At 52.6% G+C, this 14,654-nt stretch carries 9 protein-coding genes; 4 read left to right on the plus strand and 5 right to left on the minus strand.

Features of this window, described 5'->3' with window-relative positions; genetic code table 11:
* Positions 1-14: 14 nt before the first annotated feature.
* The 4 genes from secA to E5354_RS10440 all read right to left on the minus strand — a co-directional run bounded on the left by secA (position 15) and on the right by E5354_RS10440 (position 8,705).
* Positions 15-3,386, minus strand: a complete 3,372-nt coding sequence (gene secA, locus E5354_RS10425; protein ID WP_123396079.1) for a preprotein translocase subunit SecA — start codon at positions 3,384-3,386, stop codon at positions 15-17.
* Between the two features lie 123 nt (positions 3,387-3,509).
* The gene (locus tag E5354_RS10430; protein ID WP_123396078.1) at positions 3,510-5,123 is read right to left on the minus strand and encodes an alkaline phosphatase family protein; all 1,614 of its coding nucleotides are present in this window, start codon (positions 5,121-5,123) and stop codon (positions 3,510-3,512) included.
* Positions 5,096-6,319, minus strand: coding sequence for a DUF4105 domain-containing protein (locus E5354_RS10435; RefSeq protein ID WP_123396077.1), 1,224 nt, complete (start codon positions 6,317-6,319; stop codon positions 5,096-5,098). Before E5354_RS10435 ends, E5354_RS10430 begins: the two co-directional genes overlap by 28 nt.
* Positions 6,303-8,705 carry a beta-L-arabinofuranosidase domain-containing protein gene (locus E5354_RS10440; RefSeq protein ID WP_135947442.1) on the minus strand — a complete coding sequence of 801 codons (2,403 nt, stop codon included), beginning with the start codon at positions 8,703-8,705 and terminating at the stop codon, positions 6,303-6,305. Before E5354_RS10440 ends, E5354_RS10435 begins: the two co-directional genes overlap by 17 nt.
* Positions 8,706-8,960: 255 nt before the next feature.
* Between E5354_RS10440 and E5354_RS10445 the strand changes: the two genes are divergently transcribed.
* From E5354_RS10445 to metA, 4 genes are all read left to right on the plus strand, one after another.
* Complete coding sequence (locus tag E5354_RS10445; RefSeq protein ID WP_135947443.1) at positions 8,961-10,331, plus strand: tetratricopeptide repeat protein; 1,371 nt, start codon at positions 8,961-8,963, stop codon at positions 10,329-10,331.
* An 82-nt stretch (positions 10,332-10,413) separates the two neighbouring features.
* Positions 10,414-11,850: a carbon starvation protein A gene (locus tag E5354_RS10450; RefSeq protein WP_123396075.1), complete on the plus strand. Its 1,437-nt coding sequence runs from the start codon at positions 10,414-10,416 to the stop codon at positions 11,848-11,850.
* Between the two features lie 2 nt (positions 11,851-11,852).
* Positions 11,853-12,695 carry a histidinol-phosphatase gene (locus tag E5354_RS10455; RefSeq protein WP_135947444.1) on the plus strand — a complete coding sequence of 281 codons (843 nt, stop codon included), beginning with the start codon at positions 11,853-11,855 and terminating at the stop codon, positions 12,693-12,695.
* Positions 12,686-13,606, plus strand: a complete 921-nt coding sequence (metA, locus tag E5354_RS10460) for a homoserine O-succinyltransferase (RefSeq protein ID WP_123396073.1) — start codon at positions 12,686-12,688, stop codon at positions 13,604-13,606. The genes E5354_RS10455 and metA overlap by 10 nt, the downstream gene beginning before the upstream one ends.
* Positions 13,607-13,671: 65 nt before the next feature.
* Here metA and E5354_RS10465 read toward each other — a convergent pair whose 3' ends face one another.
* Entirely contained in the window at positions 13,672-14,175 is a 504-nt protein-coding gene (locus tag E5354_RS10465) for a peroxiredoxin family protein (RefSeq protein ID WP_168353884.1), read from the minus strand.
* Positions 14,176-14,654: the final 479 nt, after the last annotated feature.

The following is a 14,654-nucleotide window of genomic DNA, read 5'->3' on the forward strand; positions in this document are numbered from 1 at the left end:
ATATTGATTTATTGTTAAGCATTTCGCCCGTGGCAGTTCTTGAACTTCTTGCCCGAGCCGCAGGGACAGGGGTCGTTGCGGCCCACCTTAGGCCCGTTGATAATGGGCTGGGTGCGCTGTTGCTCGCCCTGTGGTGCCGAAGCGGCCTGACGCTGTGCGCTTGAACCGGGATATTGCTCGCGGCTTGCGCGGTAGCGGCTATAGTCGTTGGGACGGTCGGGCATAGCCTCCTTCACCTCGGGCTGACGCTGTGCGGGCTGCTGGCGATCCTGTTCGGAGCTGAGGCGAGCGTCCTCGGCGCGCTGCTGCGGGATGAATATCTGTCCGCGCATGAGTGCCGACACGGCCTTCACGTTGAGCGTGTTCATTGCGTTCTCAAACAGGTGGAATGATTCAACCTTATATATTACAAGGGGATCCTTCTGCTCGTAGGATGCGTTCTGAACCGACTGACGCAACTGGTCGAGCTCGCGCAGGTGCTCTTTCCACACTTCATCGATTGTGACAAGCATGATGGCCTTGTGCCACTCCTTGAGGAGCGCCTTGCCCTTGCTGTTGTAGGTTTCGGTGATGTCGGCCGGGATGTTGAACACACGCTTGCCGTCGGTGATGGGAACGAGGATGCGGCCCTTGGCATCACGCTTCTCTACCCATTCCGAAATCACAGGCATGGCTATTTCGATGATGCGGTCGGACTTGCGGCGGAAAGCTTCGTTGACCGATGCATGGATGCGGTCAAACACTTCGTTCTTTGGCATCGAACGGAACTCCTCCTCGGTGAACGGAGTTTCGACAGCAAACACTTTCAGGAGCTCGAGCGAGAGGTCGGCATAGTCGGCCGGCGAGTCATAGGTGTTTACGATGTTCTCCACCGTGTCGTAGAGCATGTTGTTGATGTCGATTCCGATACGCTCACCCATGAGTGCGTGGTGACGGCGACCGTAGATGTACTGACGCTGCTTGTTCATCACGTCGTCGTACTCAAGAAGACGCTTACGCACGCCGAAGTTGTTTTCCTCGACACGTTTCTGAGCGTTCTCGATAGCGCGGTTAACCATCTTCGACTCAATCATCTCGCCCTCCTTGATGCCGAGTGTGTCGAGCATCTTGGTTACGCGGTCGGTTGCGAATAGACGCATCAACTGGTCCTCAAACGAGAGGTAGAACACCGAAGAACCAGGGTCGCCCTGACGGCCTGAACGGCCTCGGAGCTGACGGTCGACGCGGCGTGACTCGTGACGCTCGGTACCGATGATGGCAAGACCTCCCGCCTCCTTGACTTCGGGCGGAAGCTTGATGTCGGTACCACGACCGGCCATGTTGGTGGCTATGGTGACGGTGCCTTTCTTACCGGCCTGTGCCACGATTTCGGCCTCTCGCTGGTGCAACTTGGCATTGAGCACATTGTGGGGGATGCGGCGCAGTGTGAGCATTCGCGAGAGCAACTCCGATATTTCGACCGAGGTTGTACCCACGAGCACCGGGCGGCCCTGCTCGACGAGGTTGACGATCTCATCGATTACGGCGGCATACTTTTCCTTCTTGGTCTTGTAGACGCGGTCGTTCATGTCAATACGTGCCACCGGCTTGTTGGTGGGTATTGTCACGACATCGAGTTTGTATATGTCCCAGAACTCGCCTGCTTCGGTTTCGGCCGTACCGGTCATACCTGCAAGCTTGTGATACATACGGAAGTAGTTCTGGAGGGTGATTGTGGCGAATGTCTGTGTCGCAGCCTCGACTTTCACGCCCTCCTTGGCCTCGATGGCCTGATGGAGTCCGTCGGAGTAGCGGCGGCCTTCCATGATACGGCCTGTCTGCTCGTCGACAATCTTGATTTTGTTGTCGTCGATTACGTATTCCACATCCTTTTCAAAGAGGGTGTAGGCCTTGAGCAGCTGGGTCACGGTGTGTACGCGCTCGGCTTTCACCGCGTAGTTCTGCATCAGCTCGTCCTTGCGTTGCTGGCGTTCGGTTGTTGAAATTGACTGGTTGCCTTCGACTTCCGAGAGCTGCGAAGCAATGTCGGGCAGAACGAAGAACTGCGGATCCTCGCTTCGTCCGGTGAGCTCGTCGATACCTTTGTCGGTCAATTCTACCGAGCGGTTCTTCTCGTCGATTACGAAATAGAGGGGCTCGACAGCCTTGGGCATCTCGCGGTTGTTGTCCTGCATATAGAATGCCTCGGTTTCGAGCAGAAGCGGCTTGATGCCTTCCTGCGACAGGTATTTGATGAGCGCGTTGTTCTTGGGAAGACCCTTGTAGGCCCGGAACAGCTGAAGGGCACCTTCCTTACGCACTTCCTTGTCTTCGCTTGCGATTTTTTCCTTGGCTTCGATCAGGAGTCGGCCCACGAGCTTGCGCTGTGCCTCATATACTTTCTCTACATTATACTTGTATTCGTTGAAGAGCTGATCCTCGCCCTTAGGCACGGGACCTGAGATTATAAGCGGTGTACGGGCATCGTCGATGAGCACTGAGTCGACCTCGTCGACGATTGCGTAGTAGTGCTTGCGCTGAACCATGTCCTGAGGCGACATGGCCATGTTGTCACGCAGGTAGTCAAAGCCGAATTCGTTGTTGGTACCGAATGTTATGTCACATGCATAGGCTTTGCGACGCTGCGGCGAGTTGGGCTGATGCTTGTCGATGCAGTCGACCGTCTGTCCGTGGAACATGTAGAGCGGACCCATCCACTCGGAGTCACGTTTCGACAGGTAGTCGTTGACGGTTACCACGTGTACGCCTCGGCCGGTGAGTGAACGGAGGAATACGGGGAGGGTTGCAACGAGTGTCTTACCTTCACCGGTTGCCATCTCGGCGATTTTGCCTTGATGCAGCACGATACCGCCAATGAGCTGTACATCGTAGTGTACCATGTCCCATTTGATTTCGTTACCGCCGGCCATCCAGTGGTTGCGGTATATGGCTTTGTCGCCTTCGATGCTCACGAAGTCCTTGCCGGCAGCGGCGAGGTCGCGGTCCATGTCGGTTGCTGTTACCTCGATTGTTTCGTTGGCTGCGAATCGGGCAGCTGTTTCGCGCATTGCGGCAAATACGGTGGGCAACACGTGATCGAGTTCCTTCTCGTAGGTTTCGAGGATGTTTTTCTCTCGGTTGTCAATGTCGTCCCACAGAGGCTGACGCTCATCGAAGGGGAGTTCCTCGATTTTATCCTTTATCTCGGCAATTGCGGTTGTGTCGGCCGATGTAGCGTCGGCGAGTTCCTGCTTGATGCGGTTGATTGTATCACGGAGTTCATCGTTGGTCAGCTCCTTCATGCGGGGGCCGAGTGCGTTGATTTGGTCCACTATCGGCTGTATTTCCTTCAGGTCGCGCTGCGACTTGTTGCCGAATAGCTTGCTTAAAATAGAGTTTAATGACATTTATGTAGATTTTTTGATTTATCGAATTTAGTAATATAGGGGCCCGGTGGGGCTGTGTAATGATTGATGCGTTGTAGCGGGATTGAATAATCCGTAACCGCCGGCCTATTGAGAGTGACCGGATTATCGGTTGAAGCGCATCGGAGGCAGTTCGGATGCGTTGGGTGATCGTATGCGCAGAAGTCGAGCCACGGTGGGGGCTATGGTGCGTGCGTCGATTTCCGATGTTATGCGCTCGGCCTTTAGGTCGGGCGACAGGAAGAATACGGGCGACGACATGAAGCCTGTGCGCACGGTTGAGCGTACTTCTTTCTGGTTATTGGGATTTTGGTCGACGATTTCCCATCCGGGTGTTACTTCGATGAATACATCGCCGGCATAGTCGACCTGGGTGTTGCGCTTCAGTGCGTCGGCATTGTGTCCGGCACGTCCGGCCTCGATGTCGTCGATTGTCCACACACGGCTTACTCCGCTCATGCGCAGCAGCAGATCGGCGGCTTCGGTGCGGATGGTCTTGGGGTCGATGCCGTTATCCTTTATCAACTTGTGGTTGAGGAATATCTGTCCGTTGTGGTAGCCTGACACCCATTCTCCGTTGCCGTATTTGGGAACGAAGTAGACATTGAGCAACGACACTGCTCGACGGGGGATGAACTCTCCGTTGGGGATGCCCCACTTTTCATCGTCACGCTTGGTGCTTGGCTGTGCGGGAGTGCCGGCCACCATTATGAATGTGTTCTTTAAGCCTACATTGGTGTCGATGGCGCGGAACAGGCGTGCAAGGTCGGCATCGAGCTTGAGGTAGCTGTCCATCGTTTCGATGCGATTGTCGGCATCCTTGGCTGCTGCAAAGGGGGCGAGAGTGTAGCCGAGATTGAGCATGTCCATGGCATCGTGTGTGCCGAGGCGCAGACCCCTGATGTAGTCGGCCGCGATGTCGGTCACCTCGGTGTTGACGGGTGCCGATGTCTTATAATTGCGGAAGCGGTCGATGTCGTTGCGCAGGAACTGATGGCGAAACGGATAGTATTTCTTGTAGGCGGGCAGGTCGGGATAGCTTTCGGGTGAAAGCGAGGGCTTCCATGTGAGCGTATCGAGCCGCGAGGCGAGCGACCTTGAGAAGTTGCGTGCCTGCATGGGTTGCGGCACATCTTTATAATAGGCGGTTGTGGCCCATCGGCCGGTCACGTCGTTAATCCAGAATGCACTGTTGCCTGCATGTCCGGCAAGTATTATCGATTGGGAAGGGGAGGGGGCTACCGAATATACATTGCCTATGCCTCCACCGTCGATGCGAACTTCATCGGAGAGGGTGCTTACTCTTATTGATTTCGGTGAGTAGGTTTCGTCGGTGTAGTTTCCTATCTGCGAGGGGTCGAGTACAATGGGGTACTGTCGGCGCATCTCGGCATCGTAGACAAATGCCGCCGGGATGCCGTTGACCGAAGGTGACGCTCCGCTGTAGATCATGGCTGTGGCGGCTGTGGCATCGAGCGCTGTTCCGTAGTTTACGTTGTCGAGCATTACGCCGTCACGCATCAGCAGCTTGAATCCGTTTTCGCCGAAATAGCCTTTGAGCAGGTCGAGATAGTCCTCACGCAGCCCGTCGATGACTATGCCCACGACCAGTTTGGGACGGGGTGACGGAGCCTGTGCCGCAACGGACAGGGTGACCATTGAGGCTATGAGAGCCGTGACTAATCGCACGGTTATGCGGGGGTCTTTCTTTCGACGCATGTGATATAAATGTATCGTACCGATAGCATGGCATCGCTTATCAACAGCGGGATGAATGCGCTGTTGCCGGACTGTCCGGTGAACGGCCACGTTACTGATAACAAAAATAATGCTGCAAAGTTAATTATTTCATACCATTTTAACAACCCGGCGCACTTTTTTGTGTAGATAAAGAGCGGAACAATCAGGCAGAAGGGATTGAGCCAAACTATGAGCCAGTTGGGTGAAGTGGCTTCGTGTGATGACACAAACACAAGGAACGTGATGACGCATCCCGCTATTCCGAAGAGGGTGAAAAGGATTGAGTCGAACCAGCGCGTCACTCTCCGGAGAATGCAGTCGTGTATCGTCACTATTGCCGTTGCGGCGAGCAGGCATAGGGCGACAAACATGGGGGTGGAGTGCCAAGGCGATGGCGGCAGAGGACCTCCCGACGGCTCACCCTCCCACAAGGTTTCGGTGGAGTTGACAAGAGGCACCTGATTGCCTGTCGAATCGCGAAGAGTAGCGGTCGACATGAGCGCGAGGAGCATCTCGGGTGCGAATGACTTTTCGCGTGTCGACAGCTTGTAGTCGATGCCGCTGCCGAGCGCCAGGTCTATGCCGAATTGATACCACGGATAGTTGGCGTGATATTGTCGCATGGCGTTTCTGAAAGTCCAGTCGGCAGTGTGGTCGGGCGCGGTAAACGAGAGGGTGTCACCTATCGCGGCCTCAAGCATTGCGAGTGGCCTTGTTGCACAGTTGTCCTTTACGTAGTTGTAACGGTAGGTGCGGTTTTCGGGCTGCAGGTTTTCGCTCAGCAGCTCGGAAAGCCTGTGGGCCTGGGGTTGGGTCAGGTCGAGGTGCTGTTCGACTACACGCCGTCCGTGACGCATGTAGTCGGCCATGAAGTATTCAAAGGGATAGGCCGCCACCATGTAGTCGGTTTCGCCTTTTACAAAACGGTATATGAAGTTGGGCGAGTCGAAGTCGAATATTCCGTAATTTACGGCGAGGTCGTTGTCGCCACGCTTTATGCGCAATGCGGTGTGACCTTCAAGCTCGTAGACCTGATTGCCGGGGAGGCAGGTTATCAGGCTCACACTGATCGAGTCGTCGGGCAACACCTCGTTACGGGCCTGTAGGTCGCCGAAGGTTGCTGCAGTAAGCAGCATTGCCGCAATGGCGGCCGATACTTTATTTATTATTCTCATTTCTGATTATTCTCACTCCGTAGATTTGTCCCACCTGCTTGCCTTTATGGGCTTGGAACTTCACGCGCACTTCGTTCTTTCCGTTCAGCATCGAGGCCGGTATTGCATAGTCGACAGTCTTGAACTGTGTCGTGCGCCAGCGGTGGGTGTTGTCGGCACTTGCCATCAGCTCGTCGTCGATAAGAATGTCAAATTCCGATGTGCGCCATTCGTCCTGACCCCAGAATGTGAGCCTCAGTGTAAGATCGGTTTCGCCGTTGGTCTTCATGAGGTAGCTGAAGTGGTGTCCGTTGCGTGCGTCACGATAGAACACACCTTCGGTTGAGCCTTTTTCGGAACGGCTTGTTTCCATTCGGTGGTCGGTTTCGGGCTGTTGCTCTCCGGGCATCACTTTGTCGATTGTGCGCGCCTCGAGTGCGTGACGCTCGGCCTCCTCGTCGGCGAGCTTTTGCAGATATTCGCGATGTCCTTTTTCGCTAAGTGCGAGCCAGTACATCATGTAACGCGAGTCGTGTATCTCGAAGAAGGGTTGCAATTCGCCGTCGATGGGGTTCTCCATGCGGGTTGTGAGAGTGAAGTGCAGCGGCTTTCCTTCTACGGGACGGAGGTCGCGGGTGATGTCGTTGATTTCCTTAGGCAGGAGGATGGGAGCCTTGTCGAGCGGAAGGCGTTCGCCGCCGGCATATTGTCCGAAGCGGCTGTCGTCGGCTATCAGCGATTGAAGGTCTTCAGTGCCGGTCTTCATGCCGAGCAGAATAGGCCCGTAGGTCAAGGCTACGTATTGCGGAACATTAGGCATTGGCTTAACTGCGGCGTGCATGGGCATGCTGATTTCAAGTCGGTCGCCCTTTTCCCATTTGCGCTTGATGCACACAAATCCGTTTTCTTCATATTGGTCGGCGTTGAATCCCACGCCTTTAACCTTGAAGTCGTCGCACCATGAGGGTTTGCGTATCTTGAGCGTGAAGTCGCCTTTGCCTTTCACGACGCTTATCTGCGATGATTCGGCATAGGGGAATGCCGTTTCCTGACGGAGCACCATGCCCTTATCGCGCCAGTTTAGCTGCGAAGCCACAAAAAGGTTGAGGTAGAGAGCGTCGTCGGAACTCTTTGCTCCCTTTGAACGAGTCCACACAAACTGGCCGTACTTTCCGTGATTTTCCATTCCCGTTCCTACGCAGCACCACATGGCCATGTTGGGAGCGGAGTAGTTGCGATAGTGACGCGGACGGGCCGATGTGAAGTAGACATAACCGCCATGCTCCGGATGCTGGGTCGAGAGAATGTGATTGAACATTGCAATCTCGTAGAAGTCGCCGTAGGCTCCGTCGGGATTTGCTCTGTTGAGAAATTCGGTAAGCTTCAGCATATTGTAGGTGTTGCACGACTCGGGGCCGTCGATGTCGTTCACGTAGTCGATGCAGGTTTCCTTGGTGGGGAAGTGTTCGCGTCGGCTGTTTCCGCCGAGGGCGAGTGAACGCTCGGAGGTTACGATGTCCCAGAAGTATTGGCTTGCATCGTGCATCTTGTTGTCGCCGTCAAGCTCGGATATGCGCTGGAATCCCACTGCTTTGGGTATCTGAGTGTTGGCGTGCATGTTGTCAAGGCAATCGCGATGCTCTTCCATGGGGATGAGCAGCTGACGGTGGGCAAATCGTCGGGCGCAGTCGAGGTATTTCTTGTCGCCGGTCATTGCGTAGGCATCGGCTATGACCTCGTCCATGCCTCCGTGTTCGTTTCCGAGCATCCTTTCCATCTGCTCGTCGGTCAGTCCCGAAGTGATGTCGACAGCCCAATCGCAGAATTTCAGGAATAGCCGGTGCCCGGTGGCGTTGTCGCAATAGAGCCAAGTGTCACGCAATCCGGCAAACATTTTGTGCAGATTATAGAATGGAGCCCATGCGCCGAAATAAGTACTGAAATCGCCTTCACGGAATGTCGACCACAGTTTGGCGCTGTTGGGGAATCCTCCCACATAGTTGCGGCTCCAAGGCTCGTTGCGCTTGTCGTTGGCCTCGGCGCAAAGATTCAGCTCCTCGAGCATGTATTCCATTCGTCGGCGACACTCCTCGTTGCCTGTAGCGGCATTTATTGCGAGGGCCGACAGATAGTGACCTCCCACGTGTCCGTCGAGGCCGTCCCAGTTAGGATAGGTGGGCTTTCGCGGTTCAAGCCCGGCTTCCTTGCGATAGGGAGCGAGCATTCGATCGCAGTCATATTTCAACAGTGTTTCGATGTTCAGGTCACGAGCTTTTTTCAGCGGACCGTCGAGCAGCTCGATGTCGCCGAGCGGAAATTCGTCGCTGTATAGTTTATCCTGAGCCTGTGTCGTTATGTTATGTGATGAAAAGCCTAAAACGGCTATGGCTATAAGTACTTTTTTCATTGAGGTGGTCATCTAAGAGTGCGATATTTTGCAAAGTTAATTATTTTGTCGTAAAATCATGGGTTATGCTCCAATAAATCCACCGTTTTATGTGTCGGCAAATATTAGTGCAGACGCACTTTAGTTACCTGTAAAAGATTATGAAGGATTTTTTGTGGTTATAGATAATAATGCGTAAATTTGAAGTCATTTTTGAAGGTATTTGTACAATCTGTTATTAATATGTTATTTAGACAGTTACATAGATATATATTTTTGTCGTTTTTGTGTGTTGGCGCATTTGCCGGAGCAGTGACGCTTGACGAAGCTAAGGAGATGTATCTTCAGGGCGACTTTGCCGGAGCGCTGCCTGTGTTTCAGGAGGCTCTTGCATCCAAGCCCAAGGATGCCTCGCTCAACCACTGGGTAGGGGTGTGCCTGATGCAGGAGGGGCGTGACGATGAGGCTGTGCCTCACTTGAAAATCGCCGATACCAAGGGCATTGCGGAGGCTCCGCGTTATCTTGCCGAGATCGCTTTTCGCAAATATGATTTCGAAGCAGCCGAGAATTACATAGCAAAGTATGAGAAGGCGCTGAAGAAGTCGCGCAAGACTATGCCCGAGGGTGCGCAGGCTATGATTGACCGCATCGATCTCGCAAAGACGATGCTTGACCGTGTGGAGCGCATCGTTATAATTGACAGCGTGACTGTGGACAAGGAGGATTTCTTCAAGGCTTACAGGATGACTCCTGAGAGCGGATCGCTCAACACTGCCGAAGTGCTTCCCGAGGGGGCGGAGGCCGCTTACCCTACTGTGGTGTATATGCCTGAAACGCGTACATCGATGACCTGGGCGGCTCCCGACACGCTTGAAAACTATGTGCTTGTGTCGTCAAATCAACTGTTTGACGGCTCCTGGGAGAAGCCGTCGCGGCTCCCCGGAGAATTGAGCGACAGCGGCGACAGCAATTTCCCGTTTTTCATGTCGGACGGCGTTACGCTATACTATGCCAACGACGGAGATGAATCGATAGGAGGTTACGACATATTCATATCACGAAAGGGAGAGGACGGATTTCTCCAGCCTCAGAACATAGGAATGCCCTACAATTCGCCTTATGACGATTACATGCTTGCCATCGACGAGGTGACCGGTGTGGGCTGGTGGGCCACCGACCGCAATCGCCTCGGCGACATGATAACGATATACAAGTTCATCCCTTCGGACCTGCGCAACAACTATCCGGTTGACGAGGAGGGGCTTGCCGCCAAGGCCATGATAACCGATTACCGCTCTACATGGGAGGAGGGAAAGGACTATTCCGACCTTCTTGAGGCGATAAACGAGATTGATCCCGACAAGAAGGTGAAGGTCGATGATTTCCGCTTTGCGCTGCCCGGCGGTCGCATATATACCTCGTGGGACGACTTCAAGAGCCCGCGTGCCAAGGAGTTGATGGAGCAGTATGTGGAAAGCGACAAGAATTTTGCCGACAAGCTGTCAAAGCTTGCCCGACTGCGCGACAACTACCGTAACGGCAACACCGAGGCTTCGGCTGCTATATTGAAGCTGGAAAAACAGATAGATGCCGACCGCACAACGTTGCGCAAGCTTGCCAACGAGGTGATAAAGGCCGAGAATTGATTGCGGCGTGTCGCTTGACGACTGACGCTTGTCGGTGGATGGCGATGTGTTATTTTTACAATGGAATAAAGTAATAAACGACATGACATTATTTTTAATAGCGCTCGCCATACTTGTGGGAGGCTATTTCATTTATGGAACATTGATGGAGAGGGTCATCGGTTGCGACCCCCTTAGAGAGATGCCCTGCTACACCAAGCAGGACGGTGTCGACTACATTCCCATGGCTACATGGCGAGTGTTTCTGATTCAATTTCTTAACATAGCCGGGCTCGGACCGATATTCGGAGCCATAATGGGCGTTATGTTCGGCCCTGCAGCGTTTCTGTGGATCGTTTTAGGAACAATCTTCGCAGGGGCGGTGCATGATTTCCTGTCGGGCGTTATTTCGATACGTTCCGACGGTGCATCGCTTCCCGAGATAGTGGGCGAGCAGCTCGGTGTGGGCGTGAAGCAGCTCATGCGTGGTTTCTCGCTGCTGTTGATGATGCTTGTAGGTGCCGTGTTTGTGCTGACACCTGCGGGACTCATCGCCGACATGACCCCCGACTGGATGAATGTCAACTTCTGGATAGGAGTCATATTCCTATATTATATACTTGCAACCTTGCTGCCCATCGACAAGCTTATAGGCAATCTCTATCCGGTATTCGGATTTGCATTACTCTTCATGGCTGCAGGAATAATGGGCGTTCTCCTCTTTGGTGATGTCACGATACCCGACGGAGTGTCGGAGGGCTTCTATAACCGCTCGGCCAATGCCGACTCGATGCCCCTGTTCCCGATGATGTTTGTGTCGATAGCCTGTGGCGCGATATCGGGATTCCATGCCACACAGTCGCCCATGATGGCACGATGCCTCAAAAACGAGAAGCTTGCCCGTCCGGTGTTTTACGGAGCAATGGTGGCTGAGGGCATAGTAGCGCTTATATGGGCAGCTGCGGCGATTGCATTCACAGGCGGATACGGTGAACTTGGCGAATACCTTGCCGAGAACGGTGGAACCGGCGGACTTGTACACAACATATCGATAGAGTGGCTTGGCGCGTTTGGCGGAATGCTCGCCATACTCGGAGTGGTTGCCGCTCCCATCTCGACGGGCGACACCGCACTTCGTTGCGCTCGACTCATAGCCGCCGACTTCATGCATTGCAACCAGAAGAGCATTGTAAGGCGTCTTGCCGTGTCGGTGCCCATTTTTGCCGTTACATTCTTTATAATGCAGGTGAATTTCGATGTGCTGTGGCGTTACTTCGCCTGGTGCAACCAGACACTTGCCGTGTTCACTCTATGGGCCATAACGGTGTATCTTGCCCGCAAAGGCAAGCTGTATTGGGTGACACTGTTCCCGGCCATGTTCATGACATGTGTGTGTACGACTTATATACTTTTTGCACCCGAAGGTCTTGGGCTTGACTATATGCTGTCGCTCGGTATCGGCATCGCTGCTGCTTTGCTTTGTGCCGTGACATTCGCCAAGTCGGTCTATGCTGTCAAGGGGCGAATAACAGAATATTGATTATGATTGATTTCAGTGCGATAATATCGACTACCGACCGATATAATTTCCACAGTCACACTCAGTACTGCGACGGACGAGCCTCAATGGAGGAGATGGTTAAGGCTGCCATTGACGACGGCTTTGAGCATTGGGGATTTTCACCTCACTCGCCTGTGCCTATAGAATCACCGTGCAACATGTCGCACGACTCGGTCAAGTCTTATTTTGACGAGGTGACGCGCCTTAAAGAGGTGTATGGCGACCGAATATCGCTTTACGCTTCAATGGAGATAGACTATCTCGGGGCGGAGTGGGGACCGTCAAACCCTTATTTCGACACGCTTCCGCTTGACTATCGCATAGGGTCGGTGCATTTTGTGCCGAGCGCCGACGGATTGGTCGATGTCGACGGCAGCGAAGCCACGTTCATCAAGAAGATGGACCGTTACTTCAATAACGACATACACTATGTGGTCAATTCGTTCTACGACGAATCCATAAAGATGGTCGAGGCCGGAGGGTTTGACATAATAGGCCACTTCGACAAGATAGGGCGTAACGCTGCGGCCTTCAAGCCGGGAATAGAGAGCGAATCATGGTACATCAAGCGTGTCAACGACCTGATCGACGCAATAGTCGAGCATGGTCCGGCGGTGGAGATAAACACCAAGGCGTGGAATGACGTGCGCAGGCTTTTCCCCCGTGTCGAATATCTGCCGCGACTGTTTGACGCGGGAATAACGGTGCTGGTGAACAGTGACGCCCATTATCCCGACAAGGTCGATGCCGGACGAGCCACCGGACTCGAGGTGCTCAACAAATTAGAGGAAACAAGCATTAACAGCAATATATTATGCCAGTAAGAGTTCCAGTACTATTGCCTGCCGTGGAAACACTGAAGGCTGAAAACATATTCGTGATAGACGAGCAGAGGGCTTCGTCGCAGGACATAAGACCGTTGCGTATAGGCATACTCAACCTGATGCCGCTTAAAATCATGACGGAAACCGACCTGTTGCGACTCATATCCAACACTCCGCTTCAGATAGAGCTTGACCTTATAGATACCTGCACCCACGTGTCACGTAACACTCCGCGCGAACACATAGAGGAGTTCTACAAGACATTTGAGGACATACGGAACCAGAATTACGACGGATTCATAATTACCGGCGCTCCGGTAGAGAAGGTCGACTTTGAAGAGGTTGATTATTGGGATGAACTGTGCGAGATTTTTGACTGGGCACGCACCCACGTGACATCGACTCTTTATATATGCTGGGCCGCATTTGCCGGCCTCTATCATCACTATGGAGTGCCCAAGCGTGTTCTCGACCGCAAGATATCGGGTGTGTTCCGTCACAAGCTTAACGACAACCGCAATCCCATATTCCGAGGATTTGACGACGAGTTCTATGTGCCTCACAGTCGTTTCAGCGAGGTGATGCGCGAGGATGTTGAGCGTGTCGAGGGACTCGACATCATAGCCGAGAGCGAAGAGAGCGGCATCTACATGGTTATGGCCCGCGGCGGCAGGGAGTTCTTCATAACCGGTCACTCGGAGTATTCGCCCAATACGCTTGACTTTGAGTATCACCGTGACCTCGAAAAGGGAATGAATCCTGATGTGCCGGCCCATTATTATATAGACGACGACCCGTCGAAAGGGCCGATTGTGCGTTGGCGCTCACATGCTAACCTGCTGTTCAGCAATTGGTTGAACTATTTCGTGTATCAGGAAACACCCTATGACATACGTGACATACATCAGTAAAGTCACGCTGATTGACTATGAAATAAAAAAGCTCACTGAAGCACAGGCTTCGGTGAGCTTTTTACTTAATCGCATGTAAGTTGTGTCAAGGTTTGTTCTGTCGGGTTTTTCGCAACTATTCGGCCCGAAGGGTCGATGAGGAAAGATTGCATACCCGATTCGAGGTGATAATCATTGATTAATTGATTTGCACGATTTCCCTCGATGTGAAATTGTGTTTCCGCACTAAGGCCATCTCTACGCACTATCTCACGAAAGAGGCGCTCACTACGGTCCATATTGACCGATAAGAGATGGAATCGTTCTGCCGACTGTCCATCATTAAGCTTCTGCTCAATAGCAGTGTATTGCTTTCCGGCTATACGCGACCGCGCGTCGCTTGACGACCAGAACTGCAGAAGCACCCAGTGTCCCCTCATGTCATCAAGTGAAACGACCGAATCGGTGCGCTCGACCTTGAATATCGGAGCCTGAAATCCTTTTACGCCGTCGATGGCGTTGTTGGTGGCTGCCGAGCCGAGGAGAAGCAGAACGGCGAAGAACACAATAATAGACATTGTTTTCTTCATTACGTTCATTTAAAATTACTACTACGAAATCCTGAACTGTTAAAATTTTGAGTCGAATTTCGTTGCCGATTTTCGGCATCAGTTAACCTCTGTCAACCGAATGATAAACAATTTCATCGCCACAAAGTTAGTGCTTATGAACGAGAATGACAAAATTTAAGCGTTCACAGCCATGGGTTTAGCTGTCGGTGACGCTTGGAAACCCTCTGTTTATGCGGTTTTCGAGCGATTGTTAAATAGTTATAAAACTATGTTTTGTAACATACCGAATGGCGCGAAACAGGCAAATTCCTGCTTGAAAAACGGTCGAAATTCATGGGGTGTCGGAGTGTTATTTTGAAGTAGAAATCAGGTGCAGAAAGGCTTTAACAGGTCATTGGGATGTTAAACGGGTTAACTGCATGTAACTGAAAAATTACAAATAATATAAAATTATGCTTAAACAAATGTATTAAACTCAGTGTTTTTATGTATGTAAT

It is taken from the genome of Muribaculum sp. NM65_B17, assembly GCF_004793735.1.
Taxonomy (GTDB): domain Bacteria; phylum Bacteroidota; class Bacteroidia; order Bacteroidales; family Muribaculaceae; genus Muribaculum; species Muribaculum gordoncarteri.